We start from the raw sequence: 20,590 nt of genomic DNA, 5'->3' as shown, positions 1-20,590 counted from the left end.
TTCCGCCGCCCCGCTCGCGGAAGGCCCTACCTGACCGGGGTGTCCAACCGGGCGCCCCACCTTCCGGCTCAGTGCCGGCGGTGCGCGGCCCGGGAGGTCAGCTCGACCAGTGCCGACCGCGCGGGCTCGGCCAGCCGTGTCCGGTCCAGCGCGGCGCGGGCCTGGTCGACGCGGGCCCGGATCATGCCCTCGACCCGCTCCCGCGCGCCGGTGGCCTCGATGATCCCCTGCACCTCGGCCGCGCCCCCGTGATCCAGCTCCGGGTCTCCGACCAGCGCCCGCAGTCGCGCCGCCTGCGTCGGGCCGGCCGCCTCCCGGGCCAGCGCCAGCAACACGGTCGACTTACCCTCCCGCAGGTCGTCCAGGTTCGACTTACCGGTGACGGCCGGGTCGCCGAAGACGCCGAGCAGGTCGTCGCGAAGCTGGAAGGCGTCCCCGAGCGGGTCGCCGAACTCCGCCAGCGCCGTCACGACGGCGGGGTCGGCGCCGGCCAGGGCGGCGCCGATCTGCACCGGGCGGGTCACCGTGTACCGGGCCGTCTTCATCCGGACCACGGCGAGGGCGGAGGCCACCGAGCCGTCGCCGACCGCGGAGACCACGTCCAGATACTCCCCCGCGATCACCTCCGCCCGCATCCGCGCGAAGACGGCGAGCCCGCGGCGGACCTGCGCCGGTTCGAACCCGCAGTCGTGGAACATCTGGCCCGACCAGGCGGCGCAGAGGTCGCCGCAGAGCAGGGCGGCGTCCCGGCCGTACGCCGCGGGGTCGCCGTGCCAGCCGGAGCGGGTGTGCAGCTCGGCGAAGACCCGGTGCACCGACGGCTGGCCCCGCCGCAGGTCGCTGCCGTCGAGGATGTCGTCGTGGATAAGGGCGAAGGCGTGGAACAGCTCCAGCGCCGCCGCCGCGACCACGATCGGGGCGCCGTCCGGGCCGCCGAAGCCGCGCCAGCCCCAGTAGCAGAACAGGGGCCGCAGCCGCTTGCCACCGGCGAGAACGAACCGGCGCAGCACGGCGTGGACGGCCCCCGTACCGTCGTCCGACCGACCCGGCCGCCGCTCGCTCAGAAACGCGGCGAGCGCGGCGTCGAAGCGATCCCGCAGCAGGGCCGGGTCGGTCGATGCGACGGTGACGGTCATGGTGCCTCCCGGGCCAGTCCGGCGAGCTGGAGCAGCAGGGCCTTCACGTCGGTCGCGGCGACCCGGTCCCGGGCCGCGGTCGGGTCGGAGCAGAGCAGCACCGGCCCGTCGGCCGGGTCGGCCGGCAGCCGGCCGTGCGAGCCGCGGACCGCCCGCGCCCCGGCGTCCAGCCCCACCACGCTCATCAGGTAGCGCATGCCGAGCTTCTTGCGGGCCAGCGCCACCGCCGCCCGGCGCTTCGCGGCACCCGGGGCGGCCGGGTCGAAGAACAGCTCGGCCGGATCGTAGCCGGGCTTGCGGTGAATCTCCACGAGGCGGGCGAAGTCGGGCGCGCGGGCGTCGTCGAGCCAGTAGTAGTAGGTGAACCAGGCGTCCGGCTCGGCCACCAGCACCAGCTCGCCGGAGCGCTCGTGGTCCAGCCCGTAGCCGGCCTGCCCGGCGGCGTCCAGCACCTCGGCCACCCCGGGCAGCCCGGCGCACAGCTTCGCCACCGCCGGCACGTCGGCCGGGTCCTTCACGTAGACGTGCGCGACCTGGTGGTCGGCGACCGCGAAGGCCCGGGACGTCCACGGGTCGAGGTACTCCATGCCGTCCTGGGTGTAGACCCGCAGCAGCCCCTCGGACCGCAGCAGGCGGTTGACGTCGACCGGGCGGGAGACGTCGGTGATGCCGTACTCGGAGAGCGCCACCACCGTGGCGTCCCGCTCCCGCGCGGCGTCCAGCAGCGGGGCGAGCACCGCGTCCAGCTCGGCCGCCGCGGCGGCGGCCTGCGGCGAGGACGGGCCGAACCGCTGCAGGTCGTAGTCGAGGTGCGGGACGTAGACCAGGGTCAGGTCCGGGGCGTGCTCGGCGAGGATCCGCTCGGCCGCCCGGCAGATCCACCGCGACGACGGCAGCCCCGCCCCGGGCCCCCAGTAGGTGAAGAGCGGGAAGGTGCCGAGCGCGTCGGTGAGCGCGTCGTGCAGCTCGGGCGGATCGGTCCAGCAGTCCGGCTCCTTGCGCCCGTCCGCGTAGTAGATCGGGCGCGGCGTCACCGTCCAGTCCACGTCGGCGCCCATCGCGTACCACCAGCAGACGTTGGCGACCCGGTAGCCGGGCTCGACCCGGCGGGCCGCCTGCCACAGCTTCTCCCCGCCGACCAGGGCGTTGTGCTGCCGCCAGAGCAGCACCTCGCCGAGATCCCGGAAGTACCAACCGTTGCCGACGATCCCGTGGCCGGCCGGTGGTTCTCCGGTGAGGAAGGTGGACTGCACCGAGCAGGTGACCGCAGGCAGCACCGTGCCCAGCTCGGCGGAGAAGCCCGACTCCGCGACCGCGCGCAGCCGGGGCATGTGCGCCAGCAGGCGCGGGGTCAGCCCCACCACGTCGATGACCACTAGCCGCTTGCTCATGCCGGCACCTCGCTTCGCTCGGCACCGCCATGAGACACCACGGCACCGTGTCGATGATTCGCTCGCTGACCCTCGCTCATGCCGCCACCCCCGCCGTCGTGGCCAGCCCGAGCCCGACCAGCTCGTCGCGGGCGAAGGCCAGCTCGGCGGCGATCCCCGCGGCCAACTCCGCGTCGGTACGCGGCCGGCGCGCCGCCGGCAGCACCCCCCAGGTGTACGTCTCGACGTCGAGGTGCTCGCAGCCGGCGACCGGTCCGGCGTACAACGCGGCGAGCGCGGCCCGCAGCACAGGCAGGGTGGACCGCAGCGGCGGCTCGGGCGGGGCGTGCAGCGGCACGTGGTAGTGCACCCGCCACGGCCCGGGCAGCCGGGTGTCGAGGGCGGCGTCGAGATCGTCGGCGGCGTACGCCGGGTCGGCCGGGTCGCTACCCTCAGCGCAGCCGGCCGCTCGGGTCTGGTGCAGGAAGCGCGGCTCCACCCAACGGCGCAGCGCCTCGGCCGAACCCTCCGGATCGGCCGCCTCGACGGCGGCGGAGACCTGCACCTTGACCACCGGCAGCCCGGCGGCCCGGAGCCGGTCCAGCGCCTCGACCGGCTCCTCCCAGGCGCAGGCGAGGTGGGCCAGATCGAGGCAGATCCCGAGCCGGTCCGAATCCATGGTTGAGAATATCTCACGCGCCTGTCCCGTGGACTCCACCAGGCAACCCGGTTCCGGCTCGAAGCCGACCCGGATGGTCCGCCCGGTCTCCCGCTCCACCGAGGCGAGCCCGGCCGCCAGCTCGTCGAGGCGGCGCCGGGCGGCGTCGGCCCGGGCGGCGTCCCACGGCGTACGCCAGGCCAGCGGCAGGGTGGAGATCGAGCCGCGGGCCGCGTCCTCGGGGAGCAGGTCGGCCAGCACCCGGGCCAGGTCCAGGGTGTACCCGAGCCGCTCCGGGGTGGTCCAGTCCGGGTGGTACACCGCGCCCTTCACCACGGGCGCCTGGAAGGCCGCGTACGGGAAGCCGTTTAGGGTGACCACCTCCAGCCCGCGTACGGTCAGCTCGTGCCGGAGCCGGCGGCGGGCCGCCGGGTCGGCGGCGAGCGCGGCGGCCACCGGGGCGGCCAGCCAGAGCCCCAGCCCGAGCAGGTCGGTGCCGAGCGCCCGGCGGACCGGGAGGGCGTACGTGTCGAGCTGGGCGAGGATCCCGGCCAGGTCCTCGGCCGGGTGGACGTTGGTGCAGTAGCCGAGGTGGACGGTGCTGCCGTCGGCATGGTGGAAGCGCATCACTCGCCCCCGCGCAGGATGGAGTTGCCGGCGAAGGTGGGCGCGGGCGCGTCCACGTCGGTGAGGTCCAGCTTTCCGGACTGGCCGTAGAACTCGACCGGGTTGCGCCAGAGCACCCGGTCCACGTCGTCCTCGGTGAACCCGGCGAGCAGCATCGCCTCCCCGGTGGCCCGGGTGAGCAGCGGGTCGGAACGCCCCCAGTCGGCGGCCGAGTTGACCACCATCCGCTCGGTCCCGTACGTCTTCAGCAGCTCGACCATCCGCGGCGGCGACATCTTCGTCTCCGGATAGATCGAGAAGCCCAGCCAGCAGCCGGTGTCCCGGACCAGCTTCACGGTGACCTCGTTGAGGTGGTCGATCAGCACCCGCCCGGGGTCGATGCCGGACTCGGCGACCACCGCCAGGGTGCGCTCGACGCCGCGGGCCTTGTCCCGGTGCGGGGTGTGCACCAGGGCGGGCAGGTCGTGCCCGACGGCCAGGGCGAGCTGCCCCGCGAAGGCGGCGTCCTCGGCCGGGGTCATCGAGTCGTAGCCGATCTCGCCGACCGCTACCACGCCGTCCTTGTCCAGGTAGCGCGGGAGCAGGTCGAGCACGGGGCGGCAGCGGGGGTCGTTGGCCTCCTTCGGGTTCAGCGCCACGGTGGCGTGGTGCCGGACGCCGAACTGCCCGGCCCGGAACGGCTCCCAGCCGATCAGCGAGTCGAAGTAGTCGACGAACGAGGCGGCGCTGGTGCGCGGCTGGCCGAGCCAGAACGCCGGCTCCACCACCGCGCGTACCCCGGCGGCGGCCATCCGCTCGTAGTCGTCGGTGGTGCGTGAGGTCATGTGGATGTGCGGGTCGAAGATGCGCATCACGCCTCCCTGGCGGTGGTGGGGTGCGAGCCGGCGCCGAGCCGGTCGAGCAGGGCGGTGGCGTCGGCGGGCATGGTCCGGCCGGCCGCGTTCCGCTCGGCGGCGAACGCGGCCAGCATCGCCGCCAGTTCGCCGTCCGCCCGGCCGTGCAGGTCGTCCACGTCCGCCAGCGGTACGCCGGTGAACACGCACTTGAGCACGGCCTGCCGCCAGGCCGGCTGCTCCAGGTGCCGGGCGTACGGGCCGAGCGCGGCGGCGACCAGCCGGGTGTCGTTGGTGCGGATCGCGTCGTGCAGCAGCGGCACGCAGGCCGCCCCGATCGGCAGCAGCGGCAGCGCTCGCAGCACGGCCCGCTTCTCGGCGGCGTCGCCGTGCTGGTAGAGGGAGTCGGCCACCGCCGCGTGGTCGGCGGGGAGCGCGGTGAGCAGCAGCGCGCGGGCCGCCTCGTCGACCGTCCAGCCCGGCGGATCGGGCAGCGGCCCCCGACCGCACCGCCGGGCGGCGGTGGCGAAGAGGCGCGCGATCGCCGTGGGCTCGGTCGCGACGCGGCGCAGGGCCGCGTCCAGCCACTGCGGATCGGGTGCGCCCCGCAGCGCGGCGCGCAGTCGGTCGGGTGTCATTCCGTCTCCCCTCTGAGCCGGGTGGCAGGTGCTCAGCCACCGCCTTTGCTCTGCAGCCCCTTACGCAGCACCCGCGGTCCGGACGTGTTGCCTCCGTGGCTGCATAGCAAAGGGTCCGAGTCGGTTTTCCGGGGCCGGTCGGTCCCGGCGGCGGCGTGCAGAAACTCGATCGACCGGGCGGCGACCGCCGGCGCGGCGTGCGAGTGCCGGGGCAGCTCCACGGCCACGAGGCCGCGGTAGCCGGCGTCGGCGAGAGCGCGCAGTACCGGCGGAAAGTCGATCTCGCCGGTGCCGAACTCCAGGTGCTCGTGCACGCCTCGGCGCATGTCGTCGATCTGCACGTTGACCAGGTGGTCGGCGACCGCAGTCACGCAGTCGGGCACCGGCCGCGGCTCCAGGCAGCGGCAGTGTCCGATGTCGAGGGTGATGCCGAAGCCGGGCGGCGCGCCGAGCGCGTCCCGTAGCCGGTGCCAGCCGGCGATGTCCTCGACCAGCATGCCCGGCTCGGGCTCGAACCCGAGTGGCACGCCGGCCGCCGCGGCCTCGGCGCAGACCGTGGCGCAGCCGGCGACGAGCCGGTCCCAGGCGACCGACTCCGGCACCTCCGGCGGGCGTACGCCGGCCCAGAACGAGACCGCCTCGGCGCCCAGGTCCGCGCCGATCCGCACGGCCCGGCGGAGGAACTCGATCCGCAGCGCCGGCTCGTCGTGCAGCAGCGTTGGGGCGTGCTTGTGCCACGGGTCGAGCAGGTAGCGGGCGCCGGTCTCGACCACCACGGCCAGGCCGAGCGCGGTCAGCCGGCGGTGCACCGCGGCCACCCGGCGGCCGAGCTCCGGCGCGAACGGGTCGAGGTGGTCGTGGTCGAGGGTGAGCGCCACCCCCTGGTAGCCGAGGCCGGCGAGCACGCCGAGCGCGTCGTCGAGCCGGTGGTTGGCGAAGCCGTTGGTCCCGTACCCGAAGCGGAGCCCGGCCGGGTCCGACGGGGCCCCGCGGCCGGCCGGCGCAGCCCCGGCGTCCGCCGTCGGCGGGGCGCCGTGCGGCACGGACGGGGATGGCGGGCTGGGCGCCGGCCGGCCGGTCATGTCGGCGAGACCAGTCGGGCCAGGCGGCGGCCGAGCGGAGCGGCGGCGGCCACCGCGAGGCCGAGCAGTCGGGCGCCGGCCCGGGCGGTCAGCGCGCCCTGCAACGCGGGCAGTCCGGTGATGCCCGCGCCGACGGCGGCGCGGACCCGGGCCGGTGACGGATCGGCGAGCACCCGGACCTGCGCCGACCCGTAGCTGGTGGCGTAGCCGGCGGCGAGCACGGCGGGGACCGGCTCGGTACGGCTCAGCGCGGTGGCGGCGACCAGGGCGGTGCCGGCCAGGGTGGCCTGGGGCAGCCGCCGGTCGGCGCCGGACACCTCGCGGCGGGACAGCGCGGTGACCGTCCAGGTGTGCGCGGCGACGGTCAGCGCCGCCGGCAGCGCCCGGACGAACCCCCGCCGGGCCGAGGGGACCCGGCCGGCGGCGCGCGGCGCGCTCCGGCCGGCGCCGGGGCTCGCGCCGAGCAGCACGTCCAGGCCCCGGCAGGCGGCCATCACGGCGGGGCCGGCGGCGGTGTTCTTGGCGAGCAGGTCGTACCCCCAGATCGCGCCGGCGAGCGGGACCGCGACGGCGGCCGCCCGCCGGCCGCCGGCGGCCGTGGCCACGGCGAGCCCGGCGGCGGTCAGGCCGGCGGCGACGCCGAACGCGGCGGCGGGGTGCACCCGGCCGGAGGGAATCGGCCGCTCGGGGCGTTCCACGGCGTCCAACCGCCGGTCGGCCCAGTCGTTGGCGGCCATGCCGGCCCAGTAGAGCAGCACCGACGCCCCGGCCAGGGCCGGCGTCCGGCGGTCCAGTGCGCCGGCCGCCGCCGCGCCGGCCACCACGTCCCCCGGTACGGAGAGCGCGGCCGGCGCCCGGACCAGTTCGGCGAGGTCGGCCAGCCGGGTCATCGCCCGGCTCCGGCGTGCAGCCCTGCGACGAAGTCGCACAGCACCGTCCACTGCTCGGCGAGCGAATGGGCGGGCGCGTCGATGCCGTCCTTGAAGAAGAAGGCCAGCTCGGCGAGGGGGCCGCGGCGGCCGACGGCGTGCGCGGCGGCGGTGAGCCGGGCCAGGTCGAGCACCAGCGGGGCGGCCAGCGCCGAGTCGCAGCCGTGCCAGGTGAACTCCATCCGCATCCGGGTGCCGAGGAAGCCGGCGAAGGTGATCAGGTCCCAGGCGGTCTTGAAGTCGCCGAGGTCCTCGACGTAGTCGATCCGGGTGTCGCCCTGCGGGACGTAGCCGAGGGTCTCGCCGAGCACCCGCTGCTTACTGATCACCTTGGCGGCGTTGGCGGCCGGCTCGGCGAGCGCGGCACCGTCCCCGCCGCCGAGCAGGTTCAGCCCGGACCAGGAGCGCACAGCCAGGTTCCGCATCGCGAACATCGGCGCGAGCACCGCCTTGACCAGGGTCTCCCCGGTCTTGCCGTCGTTCCCGGCGTACGGCAGGCCGCGCTCCTCGGCCAAGGCCGCCAGCGCGGGCAGCCGGGCCCCGGTGGACGGCGTGAAGTCGACGTACGGGCAGCCGGCGGTGAGCGCCGCGTACGCGTACAGCGAGCTGGCCGGCAGCACCTCGGCGGGGCCGGCCAGCGCGTCCCGCAGCGCGGCGAGGTCGTGGTGGGCCGGGTGCGCGGTGGCGGCCGGCTCGGTGGTGGAGACGTTGACCACCACCACCCGGTCCAGAGCGTGCCGGCTCCGGAAGTCGGTCAGGTCGCGGGCCACGACGGCAGCCCGCTCGGCCTGGGTGCCCTCGGTCGGGGCGGGGCGCAGCGCCGCCTCGACACTGGCCAACTCCCCGCCAAGGGCGTCCAGCAGCCGGCCGGGCAGCACCCCGGCGGCGGCGAGCGACTCGGCCCGCTTGCTGAGCGGGCAGGCCACCACGTCATGGCCGCCGAGGACGAGGTCGGCGAAGGCCGGCAGGGCGGGCCCGCGCAGCTCGGGCAGCTCGGTGACGCAACCGGTCGGGTCGGTGAGCCCGGCCCGCAGGGCCAGCGCCCCGACGATGCTGGTGGTCGCGACCGAGCCGCGCGCTCCCACCAGCCAGACACCCGTACGCATCGTGCTCCCTCCCCAGGGTCGGGTCGGTCCGCCGGTGCGGCCGGGGAATCCCGGTCCGGCCGCACCGGCGGGCCGTGCTTGGTCGTGCCGCGCCGGAGGGGCTCCGGTGGCACGTTCCCCGGAATCCGACCTCATCCCCCCCCGCGGGGCGCAACCGCGGCGGGCCCTCGCCGGTCAGGTTCCGGGAAACCTCCTCGGGCGACGCCCTACGGGCGCCGCATGGGTCAGGCGGCACCCCAGCCAACGCGAGGCGCCACGTGGGTCAGGCGGCCACTTCGGCCAGCGCCGGCTCCACCTCCGTCCAGCTGGCGAGCTCCGCCGAGCGGGTCACCGCGTCCAGCACCAGCTGGACCTGCAACGCGTCGGCGAACGACGGCGCCGGGTCGGTGCCGGTGGCGATCGCCTCGACGAAGTCGCGCATCTGGTGGGTGAAGGAGTGCTCGTAGCCGATGATGTGGCCGGGCGGCCACCAGGCCGACATGTACGGGTGGTCCCCCTCGGTCACCAGGATCCGGGTGAAGCCCTGCTCGGCGGTGGGCCGGGTGGCGTCGTAGAACTCCAGCTCGTTGAGGCGTTCCAGGTCGAAGACCAGGGTGCCGAGCGAGCCGTTGATCTCCACCCGGAGGGCGTTCTTGCGGCCGGTGGCGAACCGGCTCGCCTCATACGTGGCGAGCGCCCCGCCGTCGAGCCGGGCCACGAACGCCGCCGCGTCGTCCACGGTGACCTGACCCATCGCTTGGCCGTGGCCGTCGGCCTGCGCGGCCAGGCCGCTCGACCCGGCCGGCAACGGCCGCTCCTTGACGAAGGTCTCGGTCACCGCGCTGACCCCGGTGATCCGCTGTCCGGTGACGTACTGGGTGAGGTCGATGATGTGCGCACCGATGTCACCCAGCGCGCCGGAGCCCGCCTTGTCCTTCTGCAGCCGCCAGACCAGCGGGAACTGCGGGTCCACGATCCAGTCCTGCAGGTACACCGCGCGCACGTGCCGGATCTCGCCGAGCCGCCCGTCCGCGACGAGCTGCCGCATCATGGTGACCGCTGGCACCCGGCGGTAGTTGAAACCGCACATCGCCCGGGTCCCGGCAGCCCGGGCCTGAGCGGCGGCGGCCGCCATCTGCCGGGCCTCCTCGACGGTGTTGGCGAGCGGCTTCTCGCACAGCACGTGCTTGCCGGCGGCCAGCGCGGCGATGGCGATCTCGCAGTGGCTGTCCCCCGGTGTGCAGATGTCAACCACGTCGATCTCGTCGGACTCGACGAGCCGCCGCCAGTCTGTGGTGTGCCCCTCCCAGCCGAGCCGGCCGGCGGCGTCGGCCACCTTCAGCTCGTCCCGGCCGCAGATCAGCGCCATCCGCACCCGCGCCGGCAGGTCGTACACGCGGTTCACAGTGCGCCACGCCTGTGAGTGCGCGGCGCCCATGAACGCGTAGCCGACCATGCCGACCCGCAGGACTTTGTCGTGATTGGACAAGGTGGGTCTCCCCCCGTGTATCAGAACCCGAGCTTCAGGTAGTCGCCCGCGTTCTCCTTGGTGATCGTCTCGGAGGCGAGCACGATCTCCTTCGGGACCTGGAGTTCCACCAGGTCCGACATGCCCTTGTTCTGGCCGATCAGGCGGGCCAGCGAGATGGCCGAGGAGGCCATCGACGGGCTGTAGGTGACGGTCGCCTTCAGGACGGTGTTGTCGGCCTGGATGTCCTCCATGGCCTTCTTCGAGCCGGCGCCGCCGACCATGAAGAACTCCTTGCGGTTGGCCTGGTTGACCGCGGCGAGGACGCCGATGCCCTGGTCGTCGTCGTGGTTCCAGAGCGCATCGATCTTGGGCAGCGCCTGGAACAGGCCGGTGGCCGCCTGCTGGCCGGAGTCGGCGGTGAACTCGGCCGGCCGGCGGTTGGCCACCTTCAGCCCGTACGACGCCAGGGTGTCGGCGAAGCCCTTGGAGCGTTCCTGGGTCAGCTCCAGCGAGTCGATGCCGGGGATCTCGCCGATGACCGGGTTGCTGACGCCCTTGGCCTTGAGCTGCTCGTAGATGTAGGTGGCCGCGGCCACCCCCATGCCGTAGTTGTCGCCCTTGATCTGCAGCCGGTAGGCCCGGGCGTCGGGGAAGGCCCGGTCCAGGTTGACCACCGGGATGCCGGCCTTCATCGCCTCCAGGCCGAACGCGTTGAGCTCCTTGCCGTCGTGCGGCAGCAGCACGATCACGTCGGGCTTCTGGGAGATCAGGGTGGAGAGCGCCGCCCGCTGGGCCGCCGCGTCGGCGCCGGCCTCCACGGACTTGAGCTCCACGTCGGAGTACGCCCCGGCCTGCGCCTTGGCGTTGTTGGTGATCGCGGCGATCCAGCCGTGGTCGGCGGCCGGCGCGGAGAAGCCGATGGTCACCTTCTTGCCGGGCTCGCTGTTGCCGCCGGTCGCGGCGGCCTTGGTCTGCGCGGCGGTGGGCGCCTTCTCGTTGCTGGTGCAGCCGGCGAGCACGACGCCGGCGGAGAGCGCTGCTCCACCGAAGAGCAGCCGGCGGCGCGACAGGTCGCGACCCTGCGTTGTCATGACGGCCTCCTGGATGAGGTGGTGGGGTGAAAATGGGTGTGCTGGGCCCGGCCACCGTCGCTGTCGAGGTGGCCGCCGGTGTCGCGGTCGGATCAGGTGGTGCTGGTGGCCCGGTTGCGGCGGAGGAACTGGGTGAGGCTGCCGAACTGGACCTGCTGGACCAGGACGGCGGCGACGATGATGCCGCCCTTGACCATGTTCTGAGCCTCCGTGGAGAGGCCGTTGATGGCGAAGAGGTTGGTGATGGTCGAGAAGATGATCACGCCGAGCAGGGAGCCGACGATCGTCCCCCGCCCGCCGCTGAGCAGCGTGCCGCCGATGATCGCGGCGGCGATCGCGTCCAGTTCGTAGAGGTTGGCCATGGCCGCCTGCGCGGAGGTGGCCTGCGAGGTGAGCATGACCGCGGCGATGCCGCAGCACAGCCCGGAGAGCGCGTAGAGCAGCAGGGTGTGCCGGCGGACGTTGATGCCGGCGAGCCGGGCCGCCTCCGGGTTGCCGCCGACCGCCACCGTGCGGCGGCCGAAGGTGGTGCGGTTGAGCAGTACCCAGCCGGCCACCACCACCGCGGCGAGGATGTAGACCAGCAGCGGGATGCCGAGCACGTTCGTGCTGGCGATGCCGTTGATGAAGGTGTCGTTCGAGACCTGGGTCTGCTTGTCGGAGATCTCGGCCGCCAGGCCGCGGGCGGCGACCATCATGGCCAGCGTGGCGATGAACGGCACCAGCCGCCCGTACGAGATGAGCAGGCCGTTGACCAGGCCGACCGCGAGCCCGACGGTCAGCGCGCTGAAGATCATGCCGCCGGCGCCGTAGCTCTGGGTGGCGAGCGTGGTGGACCACACCCCGGCCAGCGCGACGATCGCGCCGACCGACAGGTCGATGCCGCCACCGATGATCACGAAGGTCATCCCGACGGTGACCACCCCGACCACCGAGGCGAGCTTGAGGATGGTGAGCGTGTTGCCCCACACCCAGCTCGCGTTGCCGTAGAGGTCGGGCCGGGTGAGGATGCCGATGACGACCAGCACCAGCAGGGTGGCCAGCAGGCCGAGGTTGCGCCGGGCTCCCTCGCCCCCGTCACCGCGCCACCAGGAGAGCCGGGCCGGCGGCTCGGACTTCGCGGTCCCGGCCGGGTCGACCGGCGGCGACTGGGCCGGCAGACCCGCCGCCCGTTCCGGTGTGGCCGTAGGTGTCGTCTCGGTCATGCCGGCGCGCCTTCCATGAGGGACCCCGCCATGACGAGGTCGAGCACGGTGTTCTCGTCGATTTCGCCGGCCGGGGCCTCCCGGACCACCCGGCCCTCCCGCATCACCAGCACCCGGTCGGCCAGGCCGAGCACCTCGGGCACCTCGCTGGAGACCAGCAGCACCCCGACGCCCCGCGCGGCGAGGGCCCGGATGACCTGGTACAGCTCGGCCCGGGCGCCCACGTCCACGCCCCGGGTCGGCTCGTCGAGCAGCAGCAGCCGGGTGTCCCCGAGCAGCCACCGGCCGACCACCACCTTCTGCTGGTTGCCGCCGGAGAGGGTGCGCACCGGGCGACGTACGTCGCGGGGCCGCAGCTCCAGGGAGTCGGCGATCTGCTCCGCCTCGGCCCGTTCCCGGCGGGCGTCGGTGAAGCCGAGGCGTGCGTACCGGCCGAAGGTCGCCAGGGTGACGTTGCGATAGATCGGCTCGCCGAGCAGCAGCGCCTGGCTCTTGCGCTCTTCCGGGGCCATGCCCATGCCGGCCCGTACCGCCGCGCCTACGCTGCCCGGGCGCAGCGTCCGGCCGCCCATCCGGACCGTGCCAGCGTGCGCCCGCCGGGCGCCGTAGATGGTCTCCAACAGCTCCGAGCGGCCGGAACCGACCAGCCCGGCGATGCCTACGATCTCCCCGGCCCGCACGGCCAGCGACACGTCGGCGAACTCCCCGGACCGGGTCAGCCCGTCGACCCGCAGCAGCTCCGCGCCGGCGGTCTCGTCGGCCGGGCGCTCCGGAAAGACGTACTCGATGGTCCGCCCGGTCATCCGGGCGACCAGGTCGTTGGTCGGGGTGTCGCGGGCCGGCAGGTTCGCCGCCGTGGTCCGGCCGTCCTTGAGTACGGTGACCCGGTCGCCGATCTCGCGGATCTCCTCCAGCCGGTGCGAGATGTAGATGACCGCGATGCCCTGCGCGGTGAGTTCCCGGATGATCCGGAACAGGTTGCCCACCTCGTCGTGGGCGAGCACCGCGCTCGGCTCGTCCATGATGATCAGTCGGGCCTCGTGGGAGAGCGCCCGGGCCATGCTGACGATCTGCTTGCCGGCGGCGGGCAGGTGCCGGACCAGCCGGCCGGGCGGGATCTCCGGGTGGCCGAGCCGGGCCAGGATCTGCCGGGTACGCCGGGCCATGTGGCCGCGGCGGACGAAGCCGAGCCGGCGCGGCTCGTGGCCGAGGAAGGCGTTCTCCGCCACCGACAGGTCCTCGACCAGGTCGAGCTCCTGGTAGATGGTGGCGATCCCGGCCCGCATCGCGGCCTGCGGGTTGGCGAAGCTCGCCGGCTCACCGCGCCACTCGACCTCGCCGGAGTCCGGCCGGTGCACCCCGGCGAGCACCTTGATCAGGGTGGACTTGCCGGCGCCGTTCTGACCGAGCAGGCAGTGCACCTCGCCGGCCCGGACCTCCAGCTGCACCCCGTCCAGCGCGCGTACCCCCGGGAAGGTCTTGACGACGTCGGTGAGGCGCAGGACCACCTCGCCCGCGACGGTGTCTGCGGGGGCCGCCACCAGCGGCTTTGTCACGTCGGCCTCCTTACTGTCCGCTGGCGCGGCGGGCGGTTCCGGGACGGCGCGCATCCCCTGGCCGGCCCCACCGGCCCCGCGCCGTCCCGGAACGGCCCCGTCTTCGTGCTGAGTCACGACGCCTCCTCAGTTCGCGACTGCGGGGCTCGCAAACCCGGCTCACTCCTCGCGCTCACGACGCCTCCCCGAAGGCCAGGTCGCTGGCGAGCACGGCGGCGCCGGCGACCCCGGCCCGGTGGCCGAGCTCGGAGAGGACGACCGGCAGGTTGCCGGTGGCCAGCGGCAGCGACCGGCGGTAGACCACGCTGCGGATCTCGGCGAGCAGGATGTGGCCGAGCTGGGCGAGCCCACCGCCGATCACGATCATCGACGGGTTGGTGAAGCTCACCAGCCCGGCCAGCACACTGCCGACCCGGCGGCCGCCGTCGCGGATGAGCTGGATGCAGGTGACGTCCCCCTCGACCGCCCCCTGCGCCACGTCCAGCGCGGTCACCGCGCCCCGCGCGGCCAGCCGGTCGGCGAGTGCCGGGGAGACCCCCGCCCGGGCCGCCGCGGTGGCCTCCCGGGCCAGCGCGGCACCGCTGAAGACGGCCTCCAGGCAGCCGAGGTTCCCGCAGGAGCACATCGGACCGTTCGGGTCGACCTGGATGTGGCCGATGTCGCCGGCGCACCCGTCGGTGCCCCGGTAGACCTCGCCGTTGAGGTAGATGCCGCAACCGATACCTGTGCCGATCTTGATCAGCAGGAAGTCGTCCACCGAGTGGGCGACGCCGCCGTGCCGCTCACCGATCGCCATGATGTTCACGTCGTTGTCGACCACCGCCGGGCAGCCGTGCTCGCGGGTGAGCACCTCGCGCACCGGGAAGCGGTCCCAGCCCGGCATGATCGGCGGCGAGACGGGCACGCCGTCCCGGAAGCTCACCGGCCCGGGGACGCCGATGCCCACCGCGTCCAGCCGCTCGTACGCGCCGTCCACCTTGGCCTTGTGCAGCAGCTCGCTGACCCGCTGCAGGATCACCTTCGGGCCGGAGCGGATGTCGGCCGCCTCGGTGTACGCGGCCACCGGCTCGAGCCGGCCGTTCACCACCTCGACGTCGATCGAGCTGGCGCCCAGGTCGACCGCGGCGAAGCGCAGGTGCGGGCTCAGTTCGACCAGCGTGGAGCGCCGTCCGCCACGGGACGCGGCCAGCCCCGCCTCGGCGACGTAACCGAGCCCGACCAGCCGCTCCAACTCGGCGAGCAGGCGGGGGCGGGGCATCTGCAGGCGGTCGCCGAGCTCGGCCCGGGACACCGCCCCTTCGTCCCGGAGCAGTCGCAGGAGTCGTACGTGCAGGGGGTCCACAGTCCGCACCGGCACACCTCCGCATCGGAGTGGTTCACATCGACGCAACGGCGACGTGTCGTGTCCGACACAGTAGGAGTCTTCCGGGTCACGTGTCCATAGCTTCGGCACATCTGATCCAAACTTTTGTCCATGTGAACAAAAGCCGGGGTGTGGATCACGAAAAGCGTGATCCTCTTCAGATCAATGGACAGCGTGGCGTGACCGCCCGACAGCGCCTGGTCGGCCATCTGGCCGAACCACGGTGCGCCCGACCGCCGCCGGCCCGGGCCGCGGCGGGAGCGGCGGGAGCGGCGGAAGGACGGCGCGGCGGAGTCAGCGCCCGGTGGGGGGCGTGCGCTTCTTCCTGAGCTTGCGGTCGTCGCGCAGCTCGACGTACGGCTCCGACTCGGCGGGGTGCCCGGCCGCGATGGCGCGGCCCCGCTCCAGCTCGGCGTCGAACTCCGCGCCGAGCAGGATGGCGATGTTGGTCAGCCAGAGCCAGATCAGGAAGACGATCACGCCGGCCACCGACCCGTACGTCTTGTTGTACGAGCCGAAGTTCCCCACGTAGAGGGCGAACAGCGCGGACACGACCAGCCAGATCACCACGGCCAGCACGCCGCCGGGGCTCACCCAGCGGAAGCCACCGTGGCGGGCGTTCGGCGAGGCCCAGTAGAGGATGGCGAACATCAGGCTCACCAGGATCAGCAGCACCGGCCACTTGGCGATGTTCCATACGGTCACGGCCGTCGAGCCCAGGCCGATCGCGCTGCCCACCTGCGTGGCCAGCCGGCCGGTGAAGACCACGATGACCGAGGCGGCCAGCAGCATCACCCCGACCAGGGCGGTCACCCCGAGCCGGATCGGCAGCGTCTTCCAGATCGGCCGGCCCTCCGGCACGTCGTAGATCGTGTTGGAGGCACGCATGAACGCGGCGATGTAGCCGGAGGCCGACCAGAAGGCGCCCAGCACACCGACGACCGCGGCGATACTGGCCAGGCCGCCCGAGCTGCCCGCCTGGGCGATCGCGATGTCGATGATGTGCCGGATGGTCGGCTGCGGCGCCGTCTGGTCGAGGGTGTCCCTGACGCCCTTGACGGCACCCGGGCCGAGCAGGCCCACCACCGAGATGAGCGCCAGCATGCCGGGAAAGATCGCGAGCACCCCGTAGTAGGTGAGCGCGGCCGCCCGATCGGTCAGGTTGTCCTGTTGAAACTCCCGGACCGTGCGCCTGAGCGCCGCCTGCCACCCGGCGCCCGGCAACTGCGCCGGGCGCTCCGGGCCCTCGTCCGGGCCGACCGGCCCGGTCCGCCCCGAGCCGTCCCGTCCGCCCGAGGTGTTGCCCGAATCGTCACGGTCCCGCCCGCTCCGGGCGGAAGACTCGTCGGTGGCCATCGGCCCTCCCTCGTGGTCGGCGTTGTCCCCACGAGTGCCCGACGGCAGGCCGGCTAACCGCCTACTTGTAGAGCAACCTCCCCATCCGCCGGGAGGCGAGCGCGAGCATCCCGGCGGTCAGCGCCAGCAGGTATGCCACGTCCGGCAGCCACGACCAGCCGGACATCCCCACGCAGACCTCCCGGATCAGGTGCACCGACCGGTAGAGCGGGGTCACCTCGACCACCCAACGCAGCGCGGCCGGATAGGCCTCGGCGGGCACGAAGGTGCCGGAGAAGAGGAAGAGGGTGAACTGGGCCGATCCCATCAGGTCGAAGTCCTGCCAGCTACGCAGGAGGGTGGAGACGGTCATGCCGAGCGCGCCGAACGCGAAGCCGATCAGCACCGCGGCCGGGAAGGCGAGAACCGCCCGCGCGGCGGTGGTCAGGTCCATCGCCACCATGATCACCAGGAAGGCGGCGGAGTAGAGGCTGCCCCGGATCATCGCCCAGCCCAGCTCGCCGAGGGCGATCTCGAACGGCTGCACCGGGGTCGCGATGATCCCGTCGTACAGCTTCATGTACTTCATCTTCCCGAAGAAGTTGAAGGTGGTCTCCGACAGCGCACCGCTCATCGCCGAGGAGGCGAGCATCGCCGGGGCCACGAACGCGGCGTACGACACCACCTGCCCGCCGGGCAGGGTGAGGTCGCCGACCAGGGCGCCCACCCCGACCCCGATCGAGAACAGGTAGAGCACCGGCTCCAGGAAACCGGAGAGCAGCACCAGCCAGTACGCGCTCCGCAGCGCGGTGAGGTTGCGCTCGGCGACCGAGGCGGAGCGGCGCGGTGCCCCCTCGAAGCTGACCAGCCGGGGCAGGACGAGACTGACCACGACATCCTCCCCTAGACGACGAGCGAGCGGCGGAACACACGCCGGGCCAGCAGCCCGCCGGCGGCGGCCCAGGCGGCGAGGTAGAGCAGGTGACCCGTGATCGACCACTGCGGAGCGACGCCCAGCGTGGCGGCCCGGCAGAGGTCCACGCCGTGCCAGAGCGGGGTCGCGTAGGCCACCTGGCGCAGCCCCGCCGGCAGCGACTCGACCGGGAAGAACACCCCGGCGAAGAGGGCCATCGGGATGATCGCGAAGCGGAACAGCAGGGCCAGGTAGCTGTCGCTGGGTACGGCGGCGCTGAACGCGAAGGTCGGCGCGGCGAGGGCCAGGCCGAGCAGCAGGCTCACCGGCAGCACGGCCACCGCCCAGGGCGACCGCAGCGCCCCAAACAGGGCCGTCACGAGCAGGAACGCCGCCGTGCTGGTGAGCACCCGGAACAGCACGTAGGCGAGGTGGCCGGCGAGGATGTCGCCGATCCGCAGCGGCGCCGCCACCTGGGCGTGGTAGGTCCGGATCCAGCGGAAGTTGCTGTGCACCGGCCAGGTGGACTCGGCGACCGCGATCTGGAGCGCGGTGGAGGCGATCAGGCCGGGCACCAGCCAGTGGAGGTAGGGCACCCCGCCGACACCCCGGTCGACGTACGCGCCGACGCCGACGCCGAAGCCGAGCACGGTGAGCACCGGCAGCAGGAAGGACGAGAAGACGCTCGCCCGCCATGTGCGCCGGTAGCCGACCAGGTAGTGCGCGAGCACCGCCAGCGCCGGCACCCGGGGCACCGCCGGCCCGGCCCGCTCCGCCACGCTCACGTCGACCACCCCCGTCCGCCGTCCACGTCGTTCCTACCGCTCGGGTACGACAAGACCGCCGGCCACCCTATGACGGGTCATCGCTGATGTCGCGCCGGTTTCTCCGCTCCTGCACAGGCCCGTCGGCACCTGCGGGCGGCGTGGGTCCGGCTGCTGCTGGCTGCGGGCGTGCGGGCAGCTGCGGCTGGCTGCGAGACCTGCCGGTGGCTGCGGGCGCCTGCCGGCGGCTGCGCCGACCGCGTCCCGCGCCATGATCCCGCTCCGGCTACAAACTTGATGACGCAGACGATTCACCGCCGGGATTCTGCCGGCGGACCCTCCCGGCTGAATCGTTTACGTCATCAAGTTCGTAGCGTCCCCTGCGCAATGGCAGAGCTGGCGAACGGCAGGCTGGTCCCCGAAACGGGCAGAAGAACCAGGCCAGGGCTGAGACCCATGGCCCCTCCGCCTGGCGACCCGCCGAGCTGACAGGTCGATGGCGACCTGCGCGGCTTCTCGGATCGTCAGTCAGGCAACAGGTGATGGCGTGCGGGACTACCGACGTGACGCGAACCAGACCGACACGTTTGCCAGTCGGTTGAAGACGATCTCCAATCGCACTCGACCAAGCCAGTAGCGCAAGCGCGCGAAGCGGCCACCGGACGATTGGTTCAGTTGCTCCAGGTTGACTCTCTCCAAGCGGTACCGCTCGGCGAGAATTGCGGACGGATCTAAGAACGCTGCCATCCCAGACTCCACCTACCCTGGACGCCCTTGAAGCGACCGCTGTCGATTTCGGCCGCGCTACGGCCGCTCGGCGACCCGCGCGACGAACGCGCGCCAGGACTCGGGGCCGAAGGCCAGCACCGGGCCGCTCGGGTCCTTGGAGTCACGTACGGCGACCAGGCCGGGGAGGTTGTCGGCCACCTCCACGCACGCCCCGCCCTGGCCGCTACTACGGGTGCTCTTGCGCCACCGGGCGCCGGTCAACTCCATGTCTCCGCCACTTTCGCTATCAAGTCGAGGGACTGCTGCTGCGATAGTGCCTCACCGCGGATCGACTCCCACACCTCGACCATCTCCTGCCCGAAGTCGGCCCGGTCGACCGCCTGCCCGTGCCGCTGCCCCTCCAGGTAGACGATGTCTTCCCCGGCTGGGGAGGTGGCGATCACGAAGTGTCCAGCGAGTCCAGGGTATGCCCCGGCCGACACCGGTACGACGTGGATGCGGACCCGGGGCAGCGTGGATCCCAGCTTCACCAGGTGCTGCAACTGCTCACGCATCACGTCGGGCCCACCGATCCGGCGGCGCAGCACATAATCGTCGACGACGGCGGTGAGCAGTGGCGGCCTGTCGCGGGTGAGGACCGCTTGACGGTCCAGCCGGGTCGCCACCTGCTGCTCGATCTCGTCCGTCGCGAACAGCCCGCCGCCAGAAAGCAACGCGCGAGCGTATTCCTCGGTCTGGAGCAAACCGGGCACGCACAACGGCTCGAACCAGCGCAGCGCCGTCGCCTCCGCCTCGATCCCGGCCCAGTCGCGGAACCACGGGACCACGGTCTCCCGGCTGATCCGCCGCTGGATGCGTTCGAACCGCCCGTCCGCGCCGAACACGGTGTCGCACCGGCGCGCGAAGTCGAGGCTCGGCCGGCGTTCGGAGGTCTCCACCTTGGCGACCAGGGCACCCGAATAGCTCAACGCCTCGGCCAGCGCGCTCTGCGACATGCCACTGGTGGCCCGGGCGAGCCGCAGTTCCTCCGCGAAGTGGTCCAGCATGGACGAGCTTTCCACGGACACCCTCCGTACATCTTCGTACCGCCTCGGGCCGGCCGCCGTACGCGCTGGTCGTCGGCGCGCGGGACCTCCCACCGTAGTCGTGTCCTCAGCAGACTGTCACGCAGCGGAACCGCTCACGGGATCGGACGGCGGGCGGAACCAGGCCGGGGGCGCCCTGCGGACAACGAGGTCCAGGGCGCCTCCTCCCACCTCGACGGAGGCTCACCCATGCGACTCAGGTTCTGGCGCTGCCGCCCGACACCGCCCACCACGCTCCCCCGGCGCACCCCCAACGCGCGCCCGACGTGGGCGACCGCACCGACCGAGGTGTTCCCGACTGACGGCCCGGGCCGCCCGGGCCGGCTGACTCGCGCCCAGGAGTGGCGGGCGAACGGGGGCCGCTGGCTACCGTCGCCGCGCGGGCCCGAGGAGGGTACGCACTGATGCCGCGCTACCGCCCGCACGTCGCGGCGCGCCCGTCCTGGCGATGCCGGGTGTGCGGCGCCGCGTGGCCGTGCTCCCCGGCCCGGCTGGCGCTGCTCGGCGAGTACCGCGAGAACCGGACCGGCCTGCTGATCTACCTCGGCACGCTGATGCACGAGGCCATGACCGACCTGACTGGCCAGCTCCCGCCGCAGCGACTGACCGACCGCTTCCTGACCTGGGCCAGAGCCCGTTGAGCCGAACCGTGATCGCTGACAGCTCAGCAGCTCGACACGCCGCCACGACTGCGGTCTGGGCGTCAACGATCGGCGGCAC

Annotated in this window: 19 protein-coding genes; 1 reads left to right on the top strand and 18 read right to left on the bottom strand. The window is 73.3% G+C overall.

Features of this window, described 5'->3' with window-relative positions:
- Positions 1 to 68: 68 nt before the first annotated feature.
- The 18 genes from A6A27_RS16965 to A6A27_RS16880 form a co-directional block, all read right to left on the bottom strand.
- Entirely contained in the window at positions 69 to 1,136 is a 1,068-nt protein-coding gene (locus tag A6A27_RS16965) for a polyprenyl synthetase family protein (protein ID WP_073835587.1), read from the bottom strand.
- The gene (locus tag A6A27_RS16960; RefSeq protein WP_073835586.1) at positions 1,133 to 2,527 is read right to left on the bottom strand and encodes an alkaline phosphatase family protein; all 1,395 of its coding nucleotides are present in this window, start codon (positions 2,525 to 2,527) and stop codon (positions 1,133 to 1,135) included. Before A6A27_RS16960 ends, A6A27_RS16965 begins: the two co-directional genes overlap by 4 nt.
- Positions 2,528 to 2,603: 76 nt before the next feature.
- Complete coding sequence (gene eboE / locus A6A27_RS16955) at positions 2,604 to 3,791, bottom strand: metabolite traffic protein EboE (protein ID WP_073835585.1); 1,188 nt, start codon at positions 3,789 to 3,791, stop codon at positions 2,604 to 2,606.
- On the bottom strand, positions 3,791 to 4,642 hold the full coding sequence (locus A6A27_RS16950; RefSeq protein ID WP_073835584.1) for a TatD family hydrolase: 852 nt from the start codon (positions 4,640 to 4,642) through the stop codon (positions 3,791 to 3,793). Before A6A27_RS16950 ends, eboE begins: the two co-directional genes overlap by 1 nt.
- Entirely contained in the window at positions 4,642 to 5,262 is a 621-nt protein-coding gene (locus A6A27_RS16945) for an EboA domain-containing protein (protein WP_073835583.1), read from the bottom strand. The genes A6A27_RS16950 and A6A27_RS16945 overlap by 1 nt, the downstream gene beginning before the upstream one ends.
- Positions 5,263 to 5,294: 32 nt before the next feature.
- On the bottom strand, positions 5,295 to 6,344 hold the full coding sequence (locus A6A27_RS16940) for a sugar phosphate isomerase/epimerase family protein (RefSeq protein ID WP_083672647.1): 1,050 nt from the start codon (positions 6,342 to 6,344) through the stop codon (positions 5,295 to 5,297).
- Positions 6,341 to 7,234 carry an SCO3242 family prenyltransferase gene (locus A6A27_RS16935; RefSeq protein WP_073835582.1) on the bottom strand — a complete coding sequence of 298 codons (894 nt, stop codon included), beginning with the start codon at positions 7,232 to 7,234 and terminating at the stop codon, positions 6,341 to 6,343. The genes A6A27_RS16940 and A6A27_RS16935 overlap by 4 nt, the downstream gene beginning before the upstream one ends.
- Positions 7,231 to 8,379, bottom strand: coding sequence for an inositol-3-phosphate synthase (locus A6A27_RS16930; RefSeq protein WP_073835581.1), 1,149 nt, complete (start codon positions 8,377 to 8,379; stop codon positions 7,231 to 7,233). The genes A6A27_RS16935 and A6A27_RS16930 overlap by 4 nt, the downstream gene beginning before the upstream one ends.
- Before the next feature lie 262 nt (positions 8,380 to 8,641).
- On the bottom strand, positions 8,642 to 9,814 hold the full coding sequence (locus tag A6A27_RS16925) for a Gfo/Idh/MocA family protein (protein ID WP_198940339.1): 1,173 nt from the start codon (positions 9,812 to 9,814) through the stop codon (positions 8,642 to 8,644).
- Between the two features lie 53 nt (positions 9,815 to 9,867).
- Entirely contained in the window at positions 9,868 to 10,920 is a 1,053-nt protein-coding gene (locus A6A27_RS16920; protein ID WP_073835579.1) for a substrate-binding domain-containing protein, read from the bottom strand.
- A gap of 92 nt (positions 10,921 to 11,012) precedes the next feature.
- A complete protein-coding gene (locus A6A27_RS16915) occupies positions 11,013 to 12,125 on the bottom strand; it encodes an ABC transporter permease (protein WP_073835578.1) in 1,113 nt (370 codons plus the stop codon).
- Entirely contained in the window at positions 12,122 to 13,735 is a 1,614-nt protein-coding gene (locus A6A27_RS16910) for a sugar ABC transporter ATP-binding protein (protein ID WP_073835577.1), read from the bottom strand. The genes A6A27_RS16915 and A6A27_RS16910 overlap by 4 nt, the downstream gene beginning before the upstream one ends.
- Positions 13,736 to 13,853: 118 nt before the next feature.
- Positions 13,854 to 15,032, bottom strand: coding sequence for an ROK family protein (locus tag A6A27_RS16905; protein ID WP_073835634.1), 1,179 nt, complete (start codon positions 15,030 to 15,032; stop codon positions 13,854 to 13,856).
- A gap of 306 nt (positions 15,033 to 15,338) precedes the next feature.
- Complete coding sequence (locus tag A6A27_RS16900; protein WP_073835576.1) at positions 15,339 to 16,400, bottom strand: YihY/virulence factor BrkB family protein; 1,062 nt, start codon at positions 16,398 to 16,400, stop codon at positions 15,339 to 15,341.
- Between the two features lie 61 nt (positions 16,401 to 16,461).
- Positions 16,462 to 17,271, bottom strand: a complete 810-nt coding sequence (locus tag A6A27_RS16895; protein ID WP_073835575.1) for an ABC transporter permease — start codon at positions 17,269 to 17,271, stop codon at positions 16,462 to 16,464.
- Positions 17,272 to 17,282: 11 nt separating this feature from the next.
- Positions 17,283 to 18,077, bottom strand: a complete 795-nt coding sequence (locus A6A27_RS16890; RefSeq protein WP_073835633.1) for an ABC transporter permease — start codon at positions 18,075 to 18,077, stop codon at positions 17,283 to 17,285.
- A 783-nt stretch (positions 18,078 to 18,860) separates the two neighbouring features.
- Complete coding sequence (locus tag A6A27_RS16885; protein WP_073835574.1) at positions 18,861 to 19,052, bottom strand: DUF397 domain-containing protein; 192 nt, start codon at positions 19,050 to 19,052, stop codon at positions 18,861 to 18,863.
- Positions 19,043 to 19,846, bottom strand: a complete 804-nt coding sequence (locus tag A6A27_RS16880) for a helix-turn-helix domain-containing protein (RefSeq protein ID WP_241825295.1) — start codon at positions 19,844 to 19,846, stop codon at positions 19,043 to 19,045. The genes A6A27_RS16885 and A6A27_RS16880 overlap by 10 nt, the downstream gene beginning before the upstream one ends.
- A gap of 428 nt (positions 19,847 to 20,274) precedes the next feature.
- Between A6A27_RS16880 and A6A27_RS16870 the strand changes: the two genes are divergently transcribed.
- A complete protein-coding gene (locus tag A6A27_RS16870) occupies positions 20,275 to 20,511 on the top strand; it encodes a flavin reductase (protein WP_073835572.1) in 237 nt (78 codons plus the stop codon).
- Positions 20,512 to 20,590: the final 79 nt, after the last annotated feature.

Origin of the sequence: Micromonospora sp. CB01531 (genome assembly GCF_001905095.1) — a bacterium.
Taxonomy (GTDB): domain Bacteria; phylum Actinomycetota; class Actinomycetes; order Mycobacteriales; family Micromonosporaceae; genus Micromonospora.
The sequence above is the reverse complement of the archived record's forward strand: the minus strand, read 5'-3'. Positions and strand labels throughout refer to the sequence as shown.

Bases quoted from the DNA above. Each gene is read 5' to 3' on its own strand.
- A6A27_RS16885 (WP_073835574.1), bottom strand. From the start codon at position 19,052: ATGGAGTTGACCGGCGCCCGGTGGCGCAAGAGCACCCGTAGTAGCGGC.
- A6A27_RS16935 (WP_073835582.1), bottom strand. From the start codon at position 7,234: ATGACCCGGCTGGCCGACCTCGCCGAACTGGTCCGGGCGCCGGCCGCG.
- A6A27_RS16870 (WP_073835572.1), top strand. From the start codon at position 20,275: ATGCCGCGCTACCGCCCGCACGTCGCGGCGCGCCCGTCCTGGCGATGC.
- A6A27_RS16940 (WP_083672647.1), bottom strand. From the start codon at position 6,344: ATGACCGGCCGGCCGGCGCCCAGCCCGCCATCCCCGTCCGTGCCGCAC.
- eboE (WP_073835585.1), bottom strand. From the start codon at position 3,791: ATGCGCTTCCACCATGCCGACGGCAGCACCGTCCACCTCGGCTACTGC.
- A6A27_RS16960 (WP_073835586.1), bottom strand. From the start codon at position 2,527: ATGAGCAAGCGGCTAGTGGTCATCGACGTGGTGGGGCTGACCCCGCGC.
- A6A27_RS16930 (WP_073835581.1), bottom strand. From the start codon at position 8,379: ATGCGTACGGGTGTCTGGCTGGTGGGAGCGCGCGGCTCGGTCGCGACC.
- A6A27_RS16950 (WP_073835584.1), bottom strand. From the start codon at position 4,642: ATGCGCATCTTCGACCCGCACATCCACATGACCTCACGCACCACCGAC.
- A6A27_RS16925 (WP_198940339.1), bottom strand. From the start codon at position 9,814: ATGGTCGGCTACGCGTTCATGGGCGCCGCGCACTCACAGGCGTGGCGC.
- A6A27_RS16910 (WP_073835577.1), bottom strand. From the start codon at position 13,735: ATGCGCGCCGTCCCGGAACCGCCCGCCGCGCCAGCGGACAGTAAGGAG.
- A6A27_RS16920 (WP_073835579.1), bottom strand. From the start codon at position 10,920: ATGACAACGCAGGGTCGCGACCTGTCGCGCCGCCGGCTGCTCTTCGGT.
- A6A27_RS16945 (WP_073835583.1), bottom strand. From the start codon at position 5,262: ATGACACCCGACCGACTGCGCGCCGCGCTGCGGGGCGCACCCGATCCG.
- A6A27_RS16965 (WP_073835587.1), bottom strand. From the start codon at position 1,136: ATGACCGTCACCGTCGCATCGACCGACCCGGCCCTGCTGCGGGATCGC.
- A6A27_RS16915 (WP_073835578.1), bottom strand. From the start codon at position 12,125: ATGACCGAGACGACACCTACGGCCACACCGGAACGGGCGGCGGGTCTG.
- A6A27_RS16900 (WP_073835576.1), bottom strand. From the start codon at position 16,400: ATGGCCACCGACGAGTCTTCCGCCCGGAGCGGGCGGGACCGTGACGAT.